The 21,018-nt window shown below is 63.3% G+C and carries 17 protein-coding genes; 6 read left to right on the forward strand and 11 right to left on the reverse strand.

The window, feature by feature from the left end:
- The first annotated feature begins 114 nt into the window (after positions 1–114).
- A complete protein-coding gene (gene hexR, locus ACK59Z_RS03235; RefSeq protein ID WP_169774905.1) occupies positions 115–978 on the forward strand; it encodes a DNA-binding transcriptional regulator HexR in 864 nt (287 codons plus the stop codon).
- Here the strand turns inward: hexR and ACK59Z_RS03240 are convergent.
- The 11 genes from ACK59Z_RS03240 to edd form a co-directional block, all read right to left on the reverse strand.
- Positions 971–1,825: a D-hexose-6-phosphate mutarotase gene (locus tag ACK59Z_RS03240; protein WP_409292395.1), complete on the reverse strand. Its 855-nt coding sequence runs from the start codon at positions 1,823–1,825 to the stop codon at positions 971–973. The two genes, hexR and ACK59Z_RS03240, sit on opposite strands and share 8 nt — an antisense overlap.
- A 117-nt stretch (positions 1,826–1,942) precedes the next feature.
- Positions 1,943–3,286, reverse strand: a complete 1,344-nt coding sequence (locus tag ACK59Z_RS03245) for a carbohydrate porin (RefSeq protein ID WP_409292396.1) — start codon at positions 3,284–3,286, stop codon at positions 1,943–1,945.
- 40 nt (positions 3,287–3,326) lie between these two features.
- Complete coding sequence (locus tag ACK59Z_RS03250) at positions 3,327–4,481, reverse strand: ABC transporter ATP-binding protein (RefSeq protein WP_409292397.1); 1,155 nt, start codon at positions 4,479–4,481, stop codon at positions 3,327–3,329.
- Positions 4,482–4,484: 3 nt separating this feature from the next.
- Positions 4,485–5,330: a carbohydrate ABC transporter permease gene (locus ACK59Z_RS03255; RefSeq protein ID WP_003255048.1), complete on the reverse strand. Its 846-nt coding sequence runs from the start codon at positions 5,328–5,330 to the stop codon at positions 4,485–4,487.
- On the reverse strand, positions 5,323–6,231 hold the full coding sequence (locus ACK59Z_RS03260) for a carbohydrate ABC transporter permease (RefSeq protein WP_003255050.1): 909 nt from the start codon (positions 6,229–6,231) through the stop codon (positions 5,323–5,325). The genes ACK59Z_RS03255 and ACK59Z_RS03260 overlap by 8 nt, the downstream gene beginning before the upstream one ends.
- Positions 6,232–6,364: 133 nt before the next feature.
- Positions 6,365–7,651 (reverse strand): ABC transporter substrate-binding protein, encoded by a 1,287-nt coding sequence (locus ACK59Z_RS03265; protein ID WP_003255052.1) that lies wholly within the window; start codon positions 7,649–7,651, stop codon positions 6,365–6,367.
- A gap of 107 nt (positions 7,652–7,758) precedes the next feature.
- Positions 7,759–9,012: an AGE family epimerase/isomerase gene (locus ACK59Z_RS03270; protein WP_409292400.1), complete on the reverse strand. Its 1,254-nt coding sequence runs from the start codon at positions 9,010–9,012 to the stop codon at positions 7,759–7,761.
- Between the two features lie 215 nt (positions 9,013–9,227).
- Complete coding sequence (locus tag ACK59Z_RS03275) at positions 9,228–10,682, reverse strand: ATP-binding protein (protein WP_409292402.1); 1,455 nt, start codon at positions 10,680–10,682, stop codon at positions 9,228–9,230.
- A complete protein-coding gene (gene gltR / locus ACK59Z_RS03280; RefSeq protein WP_108191521.1) occupies positions 10,663–11,388 on the reverse strand; it encodes a two-component system response regulator GltR in 726 nt (241 codons plus the stop codon). The genes ACK59Z_RS03275 and gltR overlap by 20 nt, the downstream gene beginning before the upstream one ends.
- A gap of 78 nt (positions 11,389–11,466) precedes the next feature.
- Positions 11,467–12,426 (reverse strand): glucokinase, encoded by a 960-nt coding sequence (locus ACK59Z_RS03285; RefSeq protein ID WP_108191522.1) that lies wholly within the window; start codon positions 12,424–12,426, stop codon positions 11,467–11,469.
- Positions 12,423–14,249: a phosphogluconate dehydratase gene (gene edd / locus ACK59Z_RS03290; RefSeq protein ID WP_003255057.1), complete on the reverse strand. Its 1,827-nt coding sequence runs from the start codon at positions 14,247–14,249 to the stop codon at positions 12,423–12,425. The genes ACK59Z_RS03285 and edd overlap by 4 nt, the downstream gene beginning before the upstream one ends.
- A 264-nt stretch (positions 14,250–14,513) precedes the next feature.
- Here edd and gap point away from each other — a divergent pair, with 264 nt between their 5' ends.
- The 5 genes from gap (at position 14,514) to ACK59Z_RS03315 (ending at position 21,000) form a co-directional block, all read left to right on the forward strand.
- On the forward strand, positions 14,514–15,515 hold the full coding sequence (gene gap / locus ACK59Z_RS03295) for a type I glyceraldehyde-3-phosphate dehydrogenase (RefSeq protein ID WP_108191523.1): 1,002 nt from the start codon (positions 14,514–14,516) through the stop codon (positions 15,513–15,515).
- Between the two features lie 392 nt (positions 15,516–15,907).
- Complete coding sequence (locus ACK59Z_RS03300; RefSeq protein WP_003255059.1) at positions 15,908–16,420, forward strand: RNA polymerase sigma factor; 513 nt, start codon at positions 15,908–15,910, stop codon at positions 16,418–16,420.
- A gap of 88 nt (positions 16,421–16,508) precedes the next feature.
- Complete coding sequence (locus tag ACK59Z_RS03305) at positions 16,509–17,471, forward strand: FecR domain-containing protein (RefSeq protein WP_108190466.1); 963 nt, start codon at positions 16,509–16,511, stop codon at positions 17,469–17,471.
- Between the two features lie 125 nt (positions 17,472–17,596).
- Positions 17,597–20,185: a TonB-dependent receptor gene (locus ACK59Z_RS03310; protein WP_012051345.1), complete on the forward strand. Its 2,589-nt coding sequence runs from the start codon at positions 17,597–17,599 to the stop codon at positions 20,183–20,185.
- A 221-nt stretch (positions 20,186–20,406) separates the two neighbouring features.
- Complete coding sequence (locus tag ACK59Z_RS03315; RefSeq protein ID WP_003255063.1) at positions 20,407–21,000, forward strand: biliverdin-producing heme oxygenase; 594 nt, start codon at positions 20,407–20,409, stop codon at positions 20,998–21,000.
- Positions 21,001–21,018: the final 18 nt, after the last annotated feature.

A 21,018-nucleotide genomic window follows, 5' to 3' on the forward strand; every position in this document is an offset into this window, starting at 1 on the left:
TTACAGACAAGTGGTACGCCAACCGCACCGACAGTACGATAGACGACCGTGCAAAAAGCCTGCTGCTCCCACAGCCGGCTGTCTTCCCGACCCAAGGACACACCCATGGACCGCGTGCGAAACCTCCTGGAACAGATCCAGGGCCGCCTCGACGAGCTGAACAAGGCCGAACGCAAAGTCGCCGAAGTCATCCTGCTCAACCCGCAACAAGCCACCCGTTTCAGCATCGCTGCGCTGGCCCAGGCGGCCAAGGTCAGCGAACCGACCGTCAACCGCTTCTGCCGCTCGTTCGGCGTCAGCGGCTACCCCGAGCTCAAGCTGCAACTGGCGCAGAGCCTGGCCAGTGGTGCTGCGTATGTCAGCCGCGCAGTGGAGGCCGACGATGATCCGGCCGCCTATACCCAGAAGATCTTCGCCAGCGCCATCGCCTCGCTTGACAGCGCCTGCCAGCAACTGGACCCGCAACAGGTCAGCCGCGCTGTGGACATGATGATCCAGGCCCGGCAGATCCACTTCTTCGGCCTCGGTGCCTCGGCCCCGGTGGCCCTGGATGCGCAGCACAAGTTCTTCCGCTTCAACCTGGCCGTGTCGGCCCACGCCGATGTGCTGATGCAGCGCATGCTGGCCTCGGTCGCCCACACCGGCGACCTGTTCGTGATCATTTCCTACACCGGGCGCACCCGCGAACTGGTCGAAGTGGCGCGCCTGGCACGTGAAAACGGCGCTTCGGTGCTAGGCCTGACCGCCGCGGGCTCGCCACTGGCCAATGCCTGCAGCCTGAGCCTGCACATCCCACTGCCGGAAGATACCGACATCTACATGCCGATGACCTCGCGGATCATCCAGCTGACCGTGCTCGATGTACTGGCCACCGGCATGACCCTGCGCCGCGGCGTGGACTTCCAGCCCCACCTGCGCAAGATCAAGGAAAGCCTCAACGCCAGCCGCTACCCGATCGAGGACGACGAACTCAACTGAGCCGGTGCGCCTGCAAACGCAGGTGCGCACGCTGCCCAGGCGCCAGGCTCAGGCCTTCACCACTGCCGCTGGTCGCCTCGACGCAGACAAAACGCTGCGACTCGCGGCCAGTCACCCCCATCAGCGGGCGATTGCCAGGGTGCCAGACCACGGTGTCGTCGCTGTCACCGGTATCGATGCACAGCTCGCGCTGCCAGGCCGGGTCCTGCAATTGCACCCGTGGCGTACCGGGGTAGACCTTCTGGCAGCCGCCCTTGAGCTTCAGCGCGCCATCTTCACGGCAAGCCTGACGGTTGAGGCGGTCGTAGCCCTCAATATCTTCCAACCCAGACAGCGCTATCTCGGACACGTCACTGATGCGCCAGTACGCCAGCAGTGCATGGCTCAACTGGCAGGGTTCGCTGTCCTGATGCTCGGTGCTCAGGCTCAGTTCCATGCGGCTACCCAGCCGGGCGTGCAGGTCGACCTGCCAATCGCACAGGTCCAGTCGCCATTTCAGGGTCACGCCATCCTCGTCCTCACGGCTGTCCACCAGCTTCCAGTCCAGCAGCCGCGCCCAACCGTGGGCCGGCCACAGGTCTTCGCTGGGATGACGGCCATACCAGGGCCAGCACACCGGCACACCACCCCGGATCGCCCCAACCTGCGGCCACTGTTCGGCGCACCACAGCCACGGCCGTTCACCCGCTGGTTGAAAGTGCAACAACTGCGCGCCCTGGCGGCTGAACACCGCCTGGCAACGGGGGTGATCGATGATCAGGACATCGCGCTGCTGATAACGCTCCCACTCGAATGTCGGCCGGGGCCGCTGCGAGGAGAAGAAGCGATGGAGCGGATGTTCGGGCATGGTTCAGAGCTCTTGTTGTTTGAGATAGCGCTGTCTCGGCCTATCCCCAACACCCACTGCAGACCAGTGGGTGCCGGGAACCGAAAATGGATTGGCGTAAATTTACAACAAGTTGCCTCAGAATGACGACTGAATCTTCAAGCCAGCGACCAGCGCGTTATCCACCTCGTCCACCCCGCCAGGGCTCTTGATGTACTGCAGGTTGGACCTCACGGTCAGCCAGTTGGTGACGTGGAAGCCGTAGTAGAGCTCTGCGTTGTATTCGGTACGCTGCAGCGGTACGAAACCAGGGTTGTCGTAATCGTTGATGCCGCTCTGTGCGTTGAGCAGTTCGGCGCGCTTCTTCACGTCGTCATTCACATGAATTCGCGCCACGCCGAAGCCGATATCATCCTTGGGCCGAGCGTCGAAAGCGCCTTTGTAGACCAGCCCCACCTGCTGGTAGTTGTCGACCACGTTGGTGGCCTTGTCGTGCACGGTGAAGTTGGCGAACAGGCTGAGGCCCCGGTTGACGTCGCCGCCATGGGCAGTGACCTGCTGCTGCGCCACCACCCACCATCCGTGCTTGCTGGAATGCGACTTGAAGGCCTCACCGGTCAGCGCCTGCGGGTTGCCGTTGACGTCGTCGTACACATCGTCAGCCTTGGCCGTGCTGTAGTAGTAACCCAGGCGGTACTCGCCCGGCAGACCATTGACCTTGGGCGACCACACCGCTTCCACCGGCAGGATCGCACCCTTGGTACCGCTACCGCTCAGCTTGAAGCCGTTGCCGGTTTCCAGGTTGGAGGGGTTCTGCTCGAAGGCCCCGACCTGCACGAAGAACGCCGGGGTGATGTTGTACTTCACCCGCAGCGCCCACTGGCTGACCGGCCAGTTGTACCAGATACCGCCCACCCAGTTGCCCACCTGCGAGCCGCAGAAGGCCAGGTTCTGGAAGTCGCAAGGGAAGCTGTTGAAGTCCTCCCCCTCGCCAAAACGGCCAAATTTCACGTCAAGCGCGCCGTCGAAGTACTTCTGCTTGATCCACATCTGGGTCAGGCGCCAGGTCTGGCCACGGCCCCACACCTCCTGCACCGAGCTGAACTGCCCGGCGCGCGGGTCGCTGATGCGGTCGTTGGACAGGTTGCGACCGCTTCGCTCGGTGATTGCCAGCTTGAACTCGGCATCATGCCAGCCCAGTATCTTCTGCAAGTCCAGATGCGCGCCGAGGGCGAACTGGTCGCTGTAGCGTGCGGTCTTGTCGTCGTTGTAGCCGCCATGCAGGTTGCCAGCCACCTCGCCCACATAATCGAGGGTGAAGTCATAGCCCTTGTCCAGCAGCTCGGTCCGGGTGCCGCCCCAGTCGCCGGTCATCCATTTGGATTCGCTGGAAAAAGCCTCGGCAGCCTGTGTACCGCTGCTACCTACAATTGCAAGCAGGGCCAGCGATCCCAGTGTCTTGATGCGTTTGCGCTGTTCCATCCCTTTGCGTCCTCTTTTTCTTATTGATGGTGTAGACGATTCAACGGCCTTTGAAGTGAGCCACGTTGTCCTTTGCGGTTGCGCCAGTGCCGGCCAGGTGCAGGCGCTCGCCATTGGCAGCGTCGAACAGCAGCACCCGGGCCGGGTCGAATTGCAGGTTGAGGGTGTCACCCACCCGGCACGCCACATCTGGCGCCAGGCGGCAGCACACCTTGGTCTGGTTGAGCGTGACGAACACCAGCAGGTCCGGCCCGGTGGGCTCTGTGACCTGCACCTCGGCGCGGATAGCCGGCAAACCATTGCCGTCAGCAGCGCCCAGGGCAATCTGCTCAGGGCGGATGCCGAGGATGATCTCGCGCCCCTCAAGCGCGTCAGTAGCCCCCCCCAGGGGCAGCTCGCAGCGCGCCTGGCCGCTGTCGAGCAACGCCAGCAAGCGGCCGTCCTGCCTGGCCAGACGCACCGGAATGAAGTTCATTGGTGGCGAACCGATGAAGCTGGCCACGAACTGGTTGGCCGGGTCGTTGTAGATCTGCTGCGGGGTGCCGAACTGCTGGATGATGCCGTCCTTCATCACCGCCACCTTGTCGCCCAGGGTCATGGCCTCGATCTGGTCATGGGTGACGTACACCGTGGTGGTCTTCAGGCGCTGGTGCATCAACTTCATTTCGGTGCGCATTTCGACCCGCAGCTTGGCATCGAGGTTGGACAGGGGTTCATCGAACAGGTAGATCTTGGGTCGCCGCGCCAGTGCCCGTCCCATGGCCACGCGCTGCTGCTGGCCGCCGGACAGCTGCGCCGGCTTGCGCGCCAGCAAGTGTTCGATCTGCAGCAACTTGGCCACCCGCGCCACTTCCTCATCGATGGCGGCCTGGGGCAGCTTGCGGATCTTCAGGCCGAATTCGATGTTCTCGCGCACGCTCATGGTGGGGTATAGCGCATAGGACTGGAACACCATGGCGATATCGCGGTCCTTGGGGCTCATGCCACTGACGTCCTGCTCGTCGATGAGGATGGCGCCGCCGGTGATCTGCTCCAGGCCGGCGATACAGTTCATCAGGGTCGACTTGCCGCAGCCCGACGGGCCCACCAGGATCAGGAACTCGCCGTCCTTGATCGACAGCTGGATGTCCTTGAGGGTATCCGGCAGGCCGCTGCCGTAGGTCTTGTTCACATTGCGAAGTTCGAGCGTTGCCATGGCTTACCCCTTGACCGCGCCGGCCGTCAGCCCGCGCACGAAATATTTGCCTGCCACCACGTAGACCAGCAGGGTTGGCAGGCCAGCGATCATCGCTGCCGCCATGTCGACGTTGTATTCCTTGGCCCCGGTACTGGTATTGACCAGATTGTTCAGGGCTACGGTAATCGGTTGCGAGTCGCCGCTGGAAAACACCACGCCGAACAGGAAGTCGTTCCAGATCTGGGTGAACTGCCAGATCAGGCAGACCATGATGATCGGCGTGGACATCGGCAGGATGATGCGGCGGAAGATGGTGAAGAACCCGGCGCCGTCCAACCGTGCGGCCTTGACCAATGCGTCGGGGATGCTCACGTAGAAGTTGCGGAAGAACAGCGTGGTGAAGGCCAAGCCGTAGACCACATGCACCAGCACCAGGCCACCGGTGGTGCTGGCCAGGCCAAGCTTGCCGAGGGTGAACGAGGCCGGCAGCAGCACAGTCTGGAACGGCAGGAAACAGCCGAACAGCAGCAGGCCGAAGAACAGTTGCGAACCTCGGAAGCGCCACATTGACAGCACATAGCCGTTCAGTGCACCAATCGCGGTGGAGATCAGCACCGCGGGCACGGTGATCATGATCGAGTTCCAGAAGTAACCGCTGACCGCTCCCCAGGCCTTGACCCAGCCTATGCCGGTAATCACTGCAGGCCAGCTCAGCAGGTTGCCGGTGCTGATGTCTTCGGGGGTCTTGAAGCTGGTCAGCAGCATCACCACCAGCGGTACCAGATACAGCAGCACGGCGATCAGCAACACGGCATGGATGGCCATGCGGCTGAGGCTGAGCACCGGCTTGTCGACAGGACTATGCATGGCGTTTGCTCCGCAGCTCCGAGTACAGGTAAGGCACGAGGATCGCCAGGATTGCCCCGAGCATCAGGATGGCGCTGGCCGAGCCCATGCCCATCTGGCCGCGGCTGAAGGTGAACGAGTACATGAACATTGCCGGCAGGTCGGAGGAGTAACCCGGGCCGCCAGCCGTCATTGCCGCCACCAGGTCGAAGCTCTTGATGGCAATGTGCGAGAGGATCATCAGCGCGCTGAAGAACACCGGGCGCAGGCTGGGCAGCACCACGGTCCAGTAGATACGCGGCAGGCTGGCACCATCCATCTGCGCAGCGCGGATGATCGACGGGTCAACGCCACGCAAGCCGGCAAGGAACATGGCCATGATGAAGCCCGAAGCCTGCCACACGGCCGCGATCACCAGGCAATACACCACCCGGTCGGGATCGATCAGCCAGTCCAGGCGAAAACCCTCCCAGCCCCAGTCGCGCAGCAGCTTGTCCAGGCCCATGCCGGGGTTGAGCAGCCACTTCCAGGCCGTGCCGGTGACGATCATCGACAGTGCCATGGGGTACAGGTAGATAGTGCGGATGAAGCCCTCGCGACGGATGCGCTGGTCGAGCAACACTGCCAGCAACACACCGATGGCCAGGCTGATGGCGATGAACAGGCCGCCAAACAGAAGCAGGTTCTTGCTCGCCACCCACCAGCGGTCGTTGTCGAACAGACGGGCGTATTGCGCAAGGCCCGCCCACTTGTAGGTAGGCAGAAAGGTCGAGGTGGTGAAGGACAGCACGAAGGTCCAGAGGATGTAGCCGTAGAAGCCCACCAGGACGATGAACATGCTGGGTGCCAGCACCAGCTTGGGCAGCCAGCGCTGAAGCGCGTCCAGGGGTGAGGCCCGCAGTTGGGCGGTGGTCGTAGTCATGTCTTGGATCCCGAGGTAGTGGCGGTGCTACGCACCGCTTCGCGGGCAAGCCCGCTCCCACAGGTCCGGCGTCATGACCAGGAACAGGGGTGAGCAGGGCCCATCTGGGAGCGGGCGTGCCCGCGAACAGCCGTTACTGGGCAGCCTTGATCGCCGCCGCCAGCTTCTTCGCCGCATCGGCCGGGTCGGCCTTGGGGTCGTTGATGTAGTTGGTCACCACATCGAAGAACGCACCCTGCACAGCCAGCGTGGTGGCCATGTTGTGCGCCATGCTCGGCTGCAGGCCGCCGGTCTTGGCATCGGCAAGGAAGTCCTTGGCGGAGGTTTGCGCGCAGGCATCGAAACCGTGCTTGCCCATGTCGGCGAGCATGTCGTTACGCACCGGGATCGACCCTTTGTTGGTGCTGAAGACCTTCTGGAAGTCCTCCCCCAGCACTTTGCGCGCGATGTCCTGCTGCCCGGCAGAGGTGCCGGCGTTGTTCTGTTTGAACACCACCAGCGAGTCGATGTTGTACAGGAAGGCCTTGTCGGTACCGGGGAACGGCACGCACTGGTAATCCTTGCCGGCGGTTTTCTTCGCCAGGGTCCATTCGCTCTTGGCCCAGTCGCCCATGATCTGCATGCCGGCCTTGCCGTTGATGACCTTGGCGGCTTCCAGGTTCCAGTCCTGGCCCTTGCCGTCCGGGTCCATGTAGGTGGCGACCTTCTTCAGCTCGGTCAGCGCCTTGACCATCTGCGGCCCGGTCAGCGTTGCGCTGTCGAGGTCGACCATGGCCTTCTTGTAGCCGTCGGCGCCCATCACCGCCAGCACCACGCTTTCGAACACGGTGCTGTCCTGCCACGGCTGGCCACCATGAGCCAGCGGGATGAAGCCGGCCGCCTTGAGCTTGTCGGCGGCGGCGTAGAATTCGTCGAGGGTGGTAGGCGCCTTGTCGATGCCGGCTTTTTTGAACACCTCGGGGTTGATCCACAACCAGTTGATGCGGTGGATGTTCACCGGTACGGCAACGTAGTCACCGTCGTACTTCACGGTGTCGGCCACTTTCTTGTCGAGCAGCGAGTCCCACTTTTCGGCCTTGGCCACATCCTTGAGCACATCGGCGTCGAGCAAGCCGGTGGCCGCCCAGTCCTGGATGTCGGGGCCTTTGATCTGCGCGACACCGGGCGGGTTGCCTGCGACGGCGCGGCTTTTCAGTACGGTCATGGCCGTGGCACCACCACCACCGGCAACAGCGCCGTCCTTCCAGGTGAAGCCGTCTTTCTCGACCTGCGCCTTGAGCACATCGACCGCCGCCTTTTCACCGCCAGAGGTCCACCAGTGCACGACCTCGACACTGCCTTTGGATTCGGCAGCCGAAGCCCCCAAAGGAAGTAAAGAAGCCAGAGAGATTGCGGCAGCGAGACGGAGCGTGGAATTCATCGGAGCACCTTTCTTGTTGTTATGCCGTGCAAGTCGATCGCTTGCGTAGCATGAAGTCTAAACAGCGTGCCCGCCTCGTCAGGTAACGAAGCGATGCGTTAATGTCATCATCTGGTTACATAGCTGGAGCTGGCCAGGTTGCTGGCCAGGCTGGGTGCCAGCGGCAAGCCTGGCAGCAGCAGCGCCTGGTAGGCGTGGTAGAGGTCGGGCTTGCCCGGCCAGAGAGTCCCCGCTGGCCGGTTGCGGGCATCGAGTTCGTGGTGCCAGCTGCCAGCGACAGGGTCGATGAAATGGTTGGCGATAAAGCCCCAGCAGTTGCGGTACCACTGCTCGTACTGGGCTTCGCCGGTGCGCTGCAACAAGGCTGCTGCGGCGGCACAAGCTTCGGCGTGCACCCAGTGCAGGCGTGCATGCACCACCGGGCGATTGGCCCAGTCCAGGGTGTAGACGAAACCTGCAGCGCCATCGACGTTCCAGGCATGCTGGCAGGCGGCATCGAACAATCTGCAGGCACTGTCTGGAAGCCACTGCGGGGCGAGCAACCCGGCCCGTTGCAGGCTGGCTTCCAGGTGCAACAGTAGCCGTGCCCATTCCATGGCATGCCCGGGCGTAGTGCCATAGGGCCGGAAGTGGTCAGCGGGGTGCTCGCGGTTGTAATCCGGCAGCGGCTGCCAATGGGCGTCGAAATGTTCGATGACCCGATAACCGTTGGCGGCGGCATGGGTATGGATAATGCGCTCAGCAATGCGCAACGCGCGTTGCAGCCAAAGGTTGTTGCCGGTGGCATCGGCCAGGGCCAGGAATGCCTCGGTCGCGTGCATGTTGCTGTTGGCGCCACGGTATGGCTCAGGCAGTTGCCATGCGCGAGAGAAGGTCTCTCGAAGGGCACCCTTGGCTTCGCTCCAGAAGTGCGTTTCGATCACCTCGGTTGCATCGGCCAGCAACAGCTGGGCATCGGCTGCACCGGCCACCACTGCAGAGCTGGCGGCAAGGGCGACGAAGGCATGCAGGTAGGCGGCCTTGCCGCTGTCTTCCTGGCCGCCGGGATGGGCGAACCAGCCACCGTAGCTGGCGTCCTGCATGGCCCCACGCAGGGCAGCCACACCGTGTTCGGCATAGGCCAGGCTGCCGGGAATGCCCTGCAGATGGGCCAGGGCGAAGCAGTGGGTCATTCGCGCGGTATTCATGGTTTCGGCGCAGGCGCTGGGCGTGAGCTGGCCTTTGGCATCCAGGTTACCAAAGCCGTCGGGCAGTTTCGCGGCTTTGGCGAATGCCAGCAGGCGCTGCGCTTCGGCCAGGCGCCAGGCGGTGTGGGCCGGGGCATTGAGCCAGCTGTGAGCGGACAGGTTGAGGGAAATCATGGGCCAGCTTGATCCTTGCCAGTCGTTTGCGAATTCTAGCCAGCGGGGTCATGGCGGATGTCACGAAGGACGACGGGATTGTCACCGGGCAGTGACATTTTGGGTGCCTGTGCGGGCCTCTTCGCGGGTGAACCCGCGCCTACAACGATCGCGTCAGGTTTGCGTCGCAGGAGCGGGTTCACCCGCGAAGAGGCCCGCACAGGCACCCCAAAAACTCAATCCATACCCCGCGGCAGATACAGGGTCACCCGCAGCCCGCCCTCACGCAGGTTCAGCAAGCTCACCTCGCCCCCATGGCTATGGGCGATGTTGCGCGCAATGCCCAACCCCAGCCCATACCCCTGCTGCTGCCCGGACAGCCGGAAATGCGGCTCGAACACCTGTTCCAGCTGCTGTTGCGGCACCCCGGGCCCCTGGTCGTCCACTTGCAACACAAAGCCCTCTGTACCGTCGATGATGCGCAGCCGCGCCCGCTCGCCGTATTTGATGGCGTTATCGATCAGGTTGCCGATGCAACGACGCAACGCCAGCGGCTTGCCCGGGTAAGGCGCCAACGCCTGGCCCTCGACGGTGATGCGACCATCGCCCAGGTAAGGCTCGGCCAGAATCTCCAGCACCTGGTTAAGGTCGACCGGCTCGATGTTTTCGTGGATGTCGGTGTCCTTCACGCACTGCAAGGCGCCTTTGACCAGCAACTCCAGCTCGTCCAGGTCCTGGCTGAACTTGGCCTGCAATCGCTCGTCTTCCAGCAGTTCGACGCGCAGGCGCAGGCGCGTGATCGGCGTGCGCAGGTCGTGGGAAATGGCGCTGAACAGCTGGCTGCGTTCGGTCAGGTAACGGCTGATACGCTCGCGCATGCTGTTGAATGCCCGGCTCACCTCGACCACTTCGCTGCCGCCAGCTTCAGCCACTGGCGCCACATCGGCACCCAGCGACATCTCTCGGGCGGCCCGCGCCAGGCGCTTCAGTGGCCAGCTTTGCCAATGCACCAGCAAGCCGATGAACAGCAACAGCAAGGCCGTGGTCAGCACGATGAAGCCGATCTGCTGGCGCGGCAGGCGTTCGGCTTCCAGCCCCGTGTACGGTTCGGGCAACAGTGAGGCGATGTACAACCATTCGCCCTCGCCCAAGCGGATCTGCGTGACCAGTACCGGGGGTTTCAACGGCTCCAGGGTCAGCGAATAATGGGCCCATGAGCGCGGCAGCTCGTCGAGTTTGAGGCCGCTGTTGAAGATGCGCAGGTCGTCAGGCCCGACAAACTCCACGGAAATTTCCATCTGCGAACCCAGGCGCTCGTGCAGCACCTGCTGGAATTCATCGATCACCGCCTGCTTGCGAGGGGTGACGGGCAGTGCCTGCATGTCCAGCGGCGTGGCGTTGAGCGACACGAAGAAACGCGTGCCACCCATGCTGCGCAATTGGTCGAGCACCAGCGGCCGATAGGCCACCGGCAGCGAGCGGAAGTAACTGACGCTGGCACTCATGGAATGGGCCAGGCTGCTGGCGCTGGCACGCAGCCCCTGAAGCTGGCTGGCGCGCAGCTGGGACACCCAGATGATGCTGGACAACCCCTGGGCCAGCAGGACAACCAGCAAGGTCAGCAGCAGCATGCGCCCCAGCAAGGAGCGCGGCAGCAGACGCCAGCGCCGCTCAGGGCGCACAGCAGACATGCGCCGCCAACAAGTAGCCACTGCCACGCACGGTGCGGATCAGCCGGGGAGGTTTGTCGGTATCGCGCAGGCGCTGGCGCAGACGGCTGACCGCCATGTCGACGATACGGTCCAGCGGCATCGGTTCGCGGCCACGGGTGGCGTTGCCGATGGTGTCGCGGTCGAGGATTTGCTGCGGGTGATCGAGGAACAGTTTGAGCAGGGCAAAATCGGCGCCGGAGAGGATCACCTCCTCTCCATCACGGTGGAACAGGCGGTGACTGACCGTGTCCAGGCGCCAGTCGTCGAAGGCCAGCACCGCACTGCCCGGCGCCGCCTGGCCGAACTCGGTGCGGCGCAACAAAGCCTTGATTCGCGCTTGCAGTTCGCGGGGGCTGAACGGCTTGCCCAGATAGTCGTCTGCGCCCAGCTCCAGGCCGATGACCCGGTCGGCCTCGTCGGAGCTGGCGGTGAGCATGATGATAGGTACGCGCGCCTGGCGTGGGTGCTGGCGTACCCAGCGGCACAAGCTGAAGCCGTCTTCGTCGGGCAACATGACGTCAAGAATGACCAGGTCGCAGGGCGTGGTTTCCAGCGCGTGGCGAAAGCCCTTGCCGTCAGCCTCGGCATGTACCTGGAAGCCGGAGCGGCTCAGGTAGGTTTGCAGCAGTTCACGGATTTCCTGGTCGTCGTCGACCATCAGGATCGATTTGCCGGCAGTGCTCAAGGTGGTCCTTCCTCTTGTTGATTGCAGGTCTTTTTGCCTGCTGTCGGGTAGTGCCATTGGCGCCGCAAAGCGGCCCCATCAGTGATCCAACGCCTGCTGCAACGCTACCCCTGCCCCCTCCAACCCGGAAAATTCCGCCGTCACCAGCCACACCGGCACCCCGGTAAAATAACCACTCATACACCCCTTGTCGGCAAAACTCGCGGCGAACCCGCTACGCAGGAACAGCTCGGCAAAGCGCGGAATCACACCGCCCACAATATAGACCCCGCCTCGCGCGCCCAGCGTCAGCACATTGTTACCCGCCACTCGCCCAAGGAAACGACAGAACTGCTCGACCACCGCCAGCGCCCGTGGCTCACCGCCCAGTGCGGCGTCGGTGATATGCGCCGGGGTCTTGTGCCTGGGCGTGTCGCCGTCCAGCGCACAGATCGCCTGGTACAGCCGCACCAGCCCCCCCCCACTGAGCACGGCCTCGGCGCTGACATGGCCGATCTGACTGTGGATCTGCTGGTGGATTGCCGCTTCGCGAGCATTGCCTACCGGCAGGTCAACATGCCCGCCTTCACCCGGCAGGGCCTTCCAATGCTGTTCGCCCTGACGCAGCAGCGAGCCCACACCCAGGCCAGTACCTGGCCCGATCACCAGTGCCGGCCTCAAGGGGTCGGCCTGGCCGGGGCACACCTCGCGGAACTCGCCTTCGCGCAGACGCGTCATGCCCAGCGCCATAGCGGTGAAATCATTGATCAGCAACAGTCGCTCGACCTGCAAGGTCTTGCAAAATGCCGTGCGACTCAGGCGCCAGTGGTTGTTGGTGAAGCGAAATTCATCGCCATCGACCGGGCCGGCCACCGCCAGGCACACCGCCGCCAGGCCACCACGGGCGATACCTTGGCTTTCCAGGTAGGCCTCGATGGCCTGCTCGGGGTTGGTGTAGTCCGCGGTGGCGAAAACATTTACTTCATGCAGCTGGTTGTCACGCCACAACGCAAAACGGGCATTGGTGCCGCCAATATCACCAACCAGCAGGTGCTTCATTTGAGGTGCTCCAGGGCTGAGGTAAAGGCACTGGCGCCCTGCTCTGCCGGGCTGAACGCCATGCGCATGAAGCCGAACAGCTCGCGCCCACACCCCAGGTCGTTACCCTGGGGGGCCGGCGGCAGCTCACGGCTGGCCAGTTCTTCGGCCGACACCATGATCCGCAACGTGCCTTCGACTCCGTCGACCCGCACGATATCACCATCGCGCACCCGCGCCAGCGGGCCGCCGTCGTAAGCCTCCGGGCAAACGTGAATGGCCGCGGGGATCTTGCCCGAGGCACCGGACATACGCCCGTCGGTAACCAGCGCCACCTTGTAGCCACGGTCCTGCAATACACCGAGGAACGGGGTGAGTTTGTGCAGTTCCGGCATGCCATTGCAACGCGGGCCCTGGAAGCGCACCACCGCGACAAAGTCACGCTCCAGCTCACCGGCCTTGAACGCGTCGGCCAGCGACTGCTGGTCCTGGAACACCCGCGCCGGGGCCTCGACCACCTGGTGCTCGGGGGCAACGGCAGACACTTTCATCACGCCACGGCCCAGGTTGCCCTCCATCACCCGCAGGCCGCCTTCGGCCGAGAATGGTCGCGACACCGGGCGCAGGATGCTTTCGTCCAAGCTGTGTTGCGGCCCTTCGCGCCACACCAGCTTGCCATTGTCGAGGAAGGGTTCCTGGGTGTAGCGGCGCAGGCCATGGCCGGCCACGGTGTTGACATCTTCGTGCAGCAGGCCGGCATCGAGCAGTTCACGAATCAGGAAGGCCATGCCGCCGGCAGCCTGGAAGTGGTTGATGTCGGCCTTGCCGTTGGGGTACACGTGCGACAGGGTCGGCACCACTTCGGAGAGGTCGGCCATGTCCTGCCAGGTCAGCTGGATACCGGCAGCCTGGGCAATCGCCGGGATGTGCAGGGTGTGGTTGGTCGAGCCGCCAGTAGCGTGCAGCGCGACGATGGAATTGACCAGCGCCTTCTCGTCGACGATTTCGCCCAGCGGCATGAAGCTGCCGCTGGCCTTGGTCATGCGCGTCACCTGCTGCGCAGCCTCGGCGGTGAGTGCGTCACGCAGCGGCGTGTACGGGTTGACGAACGAGGCGCCCGGCAGGTGCAGCCCCATCACTTCCATCACCAGCTGGTTGGTGTTGGCGGTGCCGTAGAAGGTGCAGGTGCCGGGGCTGTGGTAGGAATTCATCTCGGACTCCAACAGCTCTTCGCGGCTGGCCTTGCCTTCGGCATAGCGCTGGCGCACATCGGCCTTCTGCTTGTTGGAGATGCCGGAAACCATTGGCCCACCCGGGACGAAGATGGTCGGCAGGTGGCCAAAGCGCAGCGCGCCCATCATCAGGCCGGGGACGATCTTGTCGCAGATGCCCAGCATGAGTGCTGCGTCGAACATGTTGTGCGACAGCGCTACCGCCGTGGACATCGCGATCACTTCACGGCTGGCAATCGCCAGCTCCATGCCCGGCTCACCCTGGGTCACCCCGTCGCACATGGCCGGCACGCCACCGGCGAACTGGCCGACCGAGCCGACCTCGCGCAGGGCCTGCTTGATCTGCTCGGGGAAGTGCAAGTAAGGCTGGTGGGCAGACAACATGTCGTTGTAGGCCGAGACGATTGCCACGTTGGCCGCGTTCATCAGGCGCAGAGTCTGCTTGTCTTCGCTGCCGCAACCGGCCACGCCGTGGGCGAAGTTGGCGCACTGCAGGCTGGCACGCATGGGGCCTTCACTGGCCGCACCGCGAATCAGTTGCAGGTAGCGTTCGCGGGTGGCGCGGCTGCGTTCGACCAGCCGCTGGGTGACCTCAAGGATGCGCGGATGCATGTACTGGACTCCAGGCTAATTGTAAGGGCGGTTTACCGGGCATTTCCCCTCCAAACGATTGCGGCCTAGGCTCATGGTTAGGAGCCCGCTGCATCGGTGGAGGCACGTTGCCCAACCACTCGTTGTATATTTAAACAAAATACTGCCACTAAAAAGGCTTGTTTTCTATCAGCCAGTGAATAATCTTGTAATTCCAACAACAAAACCGTTTCAGTGAAGCTCCTTTGTGCCACAGGTTTCACTCGAACTGCCAGAGGTACTGCCATGACCCTTCGCATCGCCATCAATGGATTCGGCCGAATCGGGCGCAACGTCCTGCGCGCACTGTATACCCAAGGCTACCGCCAGGACCTGCAGGTCGTCGCCATCAACGACCTGGGCGACAGCACCATGAACGCCCACCTGCTCAAGTACGACAGTGTCCACGGCACCTTCGACGCGACCGTCGAGGCCGACCACGAAAGCCTGACGGTCAACGGGGACCGTATTGCGGTCAGTGCCATTCGCAATCCGGCCGAACTGCCCTGGAAGGCCGAGGCGATCGACGTGGTGTTCGAGTGCACCGGGCTGTTCACCGACCGCGCCAAAGCCGCTGCGCACCTGGCCGCCGGGGCGGGCAAGGTGATTGTCTCGGCTCCGGCCAAGGGTGCCGATGCCACTGTGGTGTACGGGGTCAACCACGACATCCTGCGGGCCTCGCACCAGGTCATTTCCAATGCTTCCTGCACCACCAACTGCCTGGCGCCGATCGCCCAGGTGCTGCACCGGGAGTTCGGCATCGAGCAAGGCCTGATGACCACCATTCACGCCTACACCAACGACCAGGTGCTGACTGACGTTTACCACAGCGACCCGTACCGCGCGCGTTCAGCCACCCAGTCGATGATCCCGAGCAAGACCGGTGCCGCCGAGGCCGTGGGCCTGGTGCTGCCGGAGCTGGCCGGCAAGCTGACCGGCATGGCGGTGCGGGTGCCCGTCATCAACGTGTCGTTGGTGGACCTCACCGTCAACCTCAAGCGCGAGGCCACGGCCGAGCAGGTCAACCAGCTGTTCCTCGAGGCCAGCAAGCATTCCAAGGTATTGGGCTACAACGCCCTGCCATTGGTTTCCTGCGATTTCAACCACAACCCGCTGTCGTCGATCTTCGATGCCAACCATACCCGGGCCACCGGGCGAATGCTCAAGGTGCTGGCCTGGTATGACAACGAGTGGGGGTTCAGCAACCGGATGCTGGATAACTGCCTGGCGCTGCACCGGGCTGGCTGACGCGACCCGTATGGGGGCAACTGTCCTGCTCAATTTCTAAAAGCTGGCGCGATCCCTGTGGGAGCGGCCTTGCGTCGCGAAAGGGCCGTGCAGCGGCCCCAGGATCTCCGCATCATGCATAGATTGCTGGGGCCGCTTTGCGGCCCTATCGCGACACAAGGCCGCTCCCACAAGGGTTGCTCAGGCCTCGTGGCAAACGTGGTCGTCGACCAAGGTATAACGCACCGTGACCGATGAATGGTTGGGGCAGGCTCAAGGTTGCAGGCCGCTCCCACAAAAAAGCACACGGCATCCCGCGACTACAATCTTTACCTTTTCCTGATAATTCCACACTTGACCTGCAGCACGGATGATAAGCATTATCATTAACCTTTCGTCGGCCAGGTCCCCCCGTGAGTCAGTCCCGGTTCAATTCCGTCTTCCTCGTTCAGCGCCTCACCCTGCTGCGTACCCTGCAGCGCATGGTTGGTAACCCCAGCACGGCCGAAGACCTGCTGCAGGAAACCTACCTGCGGGTGTCCCGCGCGCTGGGCGAGCGGCCCATCGAGCACATCGAGCCGTTTGTGTTTCAGACCGCGCGCAACCTGGCGTTGGACCACCTGCGTGCACGCCGGGTGCAGGCACGCATGCTGGTCGACGACGTGCCCGACGAAGTGCTGCACAGTGTCGCCGCGCCCGCCACCAGCAGCGAGGATGCCGCGCACGCCGAGCAGTTGCTCAAGCACCTCAGCGTCAGCCTCAATCAACTGAGCGAGCGCCAACAACGCATTTTCATCCTAAGCCGCCTGCATGGCGCCACCTATCTGGAAATCGCCGAACAACTGAGTGTTTCGCCCAGCACGGTACAAAAGGAACTGAAACTGATCATGGCAATCTGCATGGGTGTTGCCGAACGACTCAAGTAAGCTGACCGCAGGCGAACGGCAACGCAAAGCCCTTGCCACACCCCGCCTTAGTCTTGATCATTCGCAAAAAACCATTCAAGGATTCACCGTGACCGACAGCCCCGCCCCTCGCCCGTCACCTGCCAGGCCTATTGCCCGTGCTCGTGCCATGGACGAGGCGCTGGACTGGCTGGTGCGCCTGCAATGCGCAGATGCCGAGGACACCCAGGCCTTTGAAGCCTGGCTGAGCGCCGCGCCAGAAAACGCCGAGGCCTATGTCGAGGCTGAGGCACTGTGGAACGGTGCGCCGTTGCATCAGGTGGCCACGCACATGCACCAGCGGCAACGCCGCTCATTACGCGGGCGCCTGCGCAGTCACTGGAAACCCCTGGCCACCGCGGCGATGCTGCTGGTCGGGCTGTTCACCGTCGGTAACCTGCCCATGCGCCTGCAGGCCGACCACCTTACTGTGGTCGGCGAGCGCCAGCGCCTGCAACTGGAAGACGGCGCAAAAGTGCTGCTCAACACCAATTCAGCGTTTGCCAGCGAACGCCAGGACGGCCGCCAGGTCGCCCGCCTGCTACAGGGCGAGGCTTACTTCCAGGTCCCCGAGGGCGCTCAGTTGCCGCTGGAGGTTGAAGCCGGGCCGTTGCGCGCACAGGTGCGCGACACCGACTTTGCCGTGCGCTACCTTGACGGCGAGGCCCAGGTACGGGTGCAACGCGGTGATGTCGACCTGCAGGGGGATCGTGACCAGCGCATCCGCTTGACTGCCGGCGACAGCATCAGCGTCGGCCCCCAGGGCTTTGGCCAGCGCCAGCGCCCCGACATGCACAAGGACCTGGCCTGGATCGACGGCCGTCTGGTGTTCGAGAACTGCCCGTTGAGCCAGGTACTGGCCGAAGTGCAACGCTACTACCCGGGCTGGATCATCAACCGCAATGCGCAACTGAAGAACGTTGCCGTCACCGGTAACTATCGCCTCGACCAGCCGCTGGAAACCCTGCGCGCACTGGCCCACATCACCTCGGCACAACTGCATGAATACCCGGCGCTGGTCATCCTGAACTAACCCCTGAATTATTTTTACGCGATCGCACTCGCCCGTCCGTCTCGTTATAGCCAATGCAACTGATTCTTGTTTAAAGCAAGAACAGCCATCACCTATAACAGCCCGCGCGTCTGGGAGCGCTTCCGATGTCCACTGGTCCTACCCGCTCGTCCAACCTTCCCCGCCGTACAGGACAACTGTCCCTGTTGACCCTTGCTCTGCTCGCCAGCGGCGCCTGCAGCCTGCCGGCGCTGGCCGCCGAGCCGGCCCAGGCCAGCAGCCCGCGCATGGGCGACTACCGCTTCAGCATCGGCCAGCAGCCGCTGGTGTCGGCGATCAACGCCTTCAGCCAGGTCACCGGCTGGCAGGTCGGCTTCAGCGCCGAGCTGGCCGACGGCGTGGCTTCGCCAGGCGTACAAGGTTCTCTGCCGCCAGATGCTGCCCTCAAGCGCCTGTTGCGGGGCACCGGGCTGAGCTTTCGCAAGATCAGCAACGGCAATGTGGTACTGGAGCGCCAAACCGCAAGCAACGTGATCGCCCTGCAGCAGGTGACCGTCAGCGCCACCCGCAGCGCACAGGACGTCAGCCAGGTGCCGAGCACTGTCAGCGTGCAGACCCGTGAGCAACTGGACCGGCAGAACGTGAACAATATCCAGGATCTGGTGCGCTACGAGCCGGGGGTGTCGGTATCCGGAACCGGCCAACGCAGCGGGCTGAACGGCTACAACATCCGTGGTATCGACGGCGAGCGGATCCTCACCCAAGTCGACGGCGTGTCGATCCCCGACAGCTTCTTCTACGGCCCTTACGCCCAGACCCAGCGCAACTACGTCGACCCGGAAATCGTCAAGCGTGTGGAAATCCTCCGCGGCCCGGCCTCGGTGTTGTATGGCAGCAACGCCATCGGCGGTGCGGTGAGCTACTTCACCCTCGACCCGGACGACATCATCAAGCCCGGTAAAGACGTGGGTGCACGCCTGAAAACCGGCTACAGCTCGGCCGACGAAAGCTGGCTGACCTCCGCCACCGTCGCCGGCCGCCAGGGTGATTTCGACGGCCTGCTGCACCTGAGCCAGCGCAACGGCCACGAGACCGAAACCCACGGCAGCCACAGTGGCGACGGCCTGTCGCGCACCGAAGCCAACCCGATGGACGTGCGCACCACCAACGTGCTGGCCAAGCTGGGCTGGAACTACGCCGACGACGCGCGCCTGGGGTTCACCTACGAGCGCTACAAAGATGACCGCGACCAGAACATCCTCAGCGCGGTGGGTGGGCCGTTCATCCCCGGCTTTGGTGGCATGGGCTACTACAAGGCGCGTAATGGCAACGACACCATCACCCGCGAGCGCTTCGGCATTAACCATGAGTTCGGCCTGGACTCGCTGGTCGCCGACCACGTCAAGTGGAGCCTGAACTACCAGATTGCCAAGACCGACCAGCACACCGAGGAAGTTTACGTGCCGCCTGGCCGCCAAGTGCTGCGCACCCGCGATACCACCTACAAGGACCGCCAGTGGGTGTTCGACGCCCAGCTGGACAAAGCCTTCAGCATCGGCGCCACCGACCACCTGCTGACCTACGGCACAACGCTCAAGCACGAAAAGGTCACCGGTTCGCGCAGCGGTACCGGTACCTGCTTGACCGTAGGATCCGGTTGTTCAGCCGCCGGCGCCGAACGCCCGGCAGACGGCCAGGTTCTGGTCAGCGACTTCCCGGACCCGACCGTGAATACCTACAGCCTGTTCGCGCAGGATGAAATCCGCTGGAACAACTGGACCTTCATGCCCGGCGCGCGCTACGACTACACCCGTATGGAGCCCAAATTCACCGAGGCATTCCTGCGTGGCCTGGAGTCCAGCGGTACGGCGCCTACCTCCCAGGACGATTCGGACAAGAAGTGGCACCGCGTCTCGCCCAAGTTCGGCCTGACCTACGCCTTCAACGACAATTACACCTGGTACGGCCAATATGCAGAGGGCTTCCGCACGCCGACCGCCAAAGCCATGTATGGCCGCTTCCAGAACCTGGACCAAGGCTACCGCGTGGAGGGCAACCCGAACCTTGAGCCTGAAAAGAGCAAAAGCTACGAAACCGGCCTACGAGGCAACTTCGACGCCGGCAACTTCGACGTGGCAGTGTTCTACAACAAGTATCGTGATTTCATCGACGAAGATGCCGTGCAAAGCGCCAACCTGGAACAGACCTTCCAGGCCAACAACATCAAGCACGCCACCATCAAGGGTGCCGAATTCAAGGGCCGCCTGAACCTCGACCACTTCGGCGCACCGCAGGGTCTCTATACCCAAACCTCGATTGCCTACACCTATGGTCGTAACGATGACACCGGTCAACCGCTGAACAGTGTCAACCCGCTCAAGGGCGTATTCGGCCTGGGCTACGAGCAGCAGAACTACGGTGGCTTGCTGAGCTGGACGCTGGTCAAGCGCAAGACCCGTGTCGACGACAGCACCTTTTATTCGCCTGACGGTTCTACCTCGAAGTTCCGCACCCCGGGCTACGGTGTGCTGGACCTGACCGGCTACTACAAGGTCACCGACGACGTCACCATCAACGCCGGGCTATACAACCTTACCGACAAGAAGTACTGGCAGTGGGATTCGGTGCGCAGCTACGACGGCCAGGGTGAGGCGGCTGTGACCCAGCCAGCCAACATCGACCGCCTGACCATGCCGGGGCGCAATTTCGGTATCAATGTGGTTTGGGATATCTGACCTGAGCTGCCACTAGTCGATGTGTTCCGTCAGTGCCGGCCCCTTCGCGGGTAAACCCGCTCCTACAGGCACTGCGCATGCCTTGAGCCAGTGATGCGCCTGTAGGAGCGGGTTTACCCGCGAAGAGGCCGGTACTGGCAAACCAAATACCGGCTTTTTTTACTGTCCCGCTCCCGCTGTTTCGTCTTGTATCTAGACGCCCTCTTTCCAAGGACTGCCCCATGACCGAACGCCCATCCCTGCGCTCCCAGCGCCTGAACCAGATCACCCACGCTCCGCACGCCGAACTGGATGCCCTGGTCAAATCCCACGCGCCTTTCGACAGCCGCGAAAGCTTCGCCCGCTTCGTCGTCGCGCAGTACCTGTTCCAGTCCGAGCTGCAGGCCCTGTACAACGACCCTCAGCTGATCGCCATCGTCCCTGATCTGGCTGAGCGCTGCCGTGCCGACCAGGCCCGCCTGGACCTTGCCGACCTCGACACCGAAGTACCGGCCGCCGTACCGGGTGCCGTGGGCAAGCTGAGCCTGGGCGAGGCAATGGGCTGGATCTTCGTCTCCGAAGGCTCCAAACTGGGCGCTGCGTTTCTGATCAAGCGTGCCGTGGCCCTGGAACTGTCCGACAGCTTCGGTGCCCGTCACCTGGGGGAGCCCGCCGGTGGCCGTGCCGAAGGCTGGAAGCAGTTCACCCGCATCCTCGATGGCCTGGCGCTCTCGCCGGAAGAGGAAGCGGCTGCCGAGCGCGGTGCAGTGGCCGCTTTCGAGCGCTTCACCGAGCTGCTCAAGCACGCCTACGCTGCTGATGCCGCGCTGGTCTGATACGCCGAAGCCGGCCAC

This window comes from Pseudomonas sp. KCJK9058 (assembly GCF_046230975.1).
Lineage (GTDB): Bacteria > Pseudomonadota > Gammaproteobacteria > Pseudomonadales > Pseudomonadaceae > Aquipseudomonas > Aquipseudomonas alloputida.

Bases quoted from the DNA above. Each gene is read 5' to 3' on its own strand.
- edd (WP_003255057.1), bottom strand. From the start codon at position 14,249: ATGCATCCGCGCATCCTTGAGGTCACCCAGCGGCTGGTCGAACGCAGC.
- gap (WP_108191523.1), top strand. From the start codon at position 14,514: ATGACCCTTCGCATCGCCATCAATGGATTCGGCCGAATCGGGCGCAAC.
- ACK59Z_RS03270 (WP_409292400.1), bottom strand. From the start codon at position 9,012: ATGATTTCCCTCAACCTGTCCGCTCACAGCTGGCTCAATGCCCCGGCC.
- ACK59Z_RS03255 (WP_003255048.1), bottom strand. From the start codon at position 5,330: ATGCATAGTCCTGTCGACAAGCCGGTGCTCAGCCTCAGCCGCATGGCC.
- ACK59Z_RS03240 (WP_409292395.1), bottom strand. From the start codon at position 1,825: ATGCCCGAACATCCGCTCCATCGCTTCTTCTCCTCGCAGCGGCCCCGG.
- ACK59Z_RS03260 (WP_003255050.1), bottom strand. From the start codon at position 6,231: ATGACTACGACCACCGCCCAACTGCGGGCCTCACCCCTGGACGCGCTT.
- ACK59Z_RS03245 (WP_409292396.1), bottom strand. From the start codon at position 3,286: ATGGAACAGCGCAAACGCATCAAGACACTGGGATCGCTGGCCCTGCTT.
- ACK59Z_RS03310 (WP_012051345.1), top strand. From the start codon at position 17,597: ATGTCCACTGGTCCTACCCGCTCGTCCAACCTTCCCCGCCGTACAGGA.
- ACK59Z_RS03315 (WP_003255063.1), top strand. From the start codon at position 20,407: ATGACCGAACGCCCATCCCTGCGCTCCCAGCGCCTGAACCAGATCACC.
- ACK59Z_RS03250 (WP_409292397.1), bottom strand. From the start codon at position 4,481: ATGGCAACGCTCGAACTTCGCAATGTGAACAAGACCTACGGCAGCGGC.
- ACK59Z_RS03275 (WP_409292402.1), bottom strand. From the start codon at position 10,682: ATGTCTGCTGTGCGCCCTGAGCGGCGCTGGCGTCTGCTGCCGCGCTCC.
- ACK59Z_RS03265 (WP_003255052.1), bottom strand. From the start codon at position 7,651: ATGAATTCCACGCTCCGTCTCGCTGCCGCAATCTCTCTGGCTTCTTTA.
- ACK59Z_RS03285 (WP_108191522.1), bottom strand. From the start codon at position 12,426: ATGAAGCACCTGCTGGTTGGTGATATTGGCGGCACCAATGCCCGTTTT.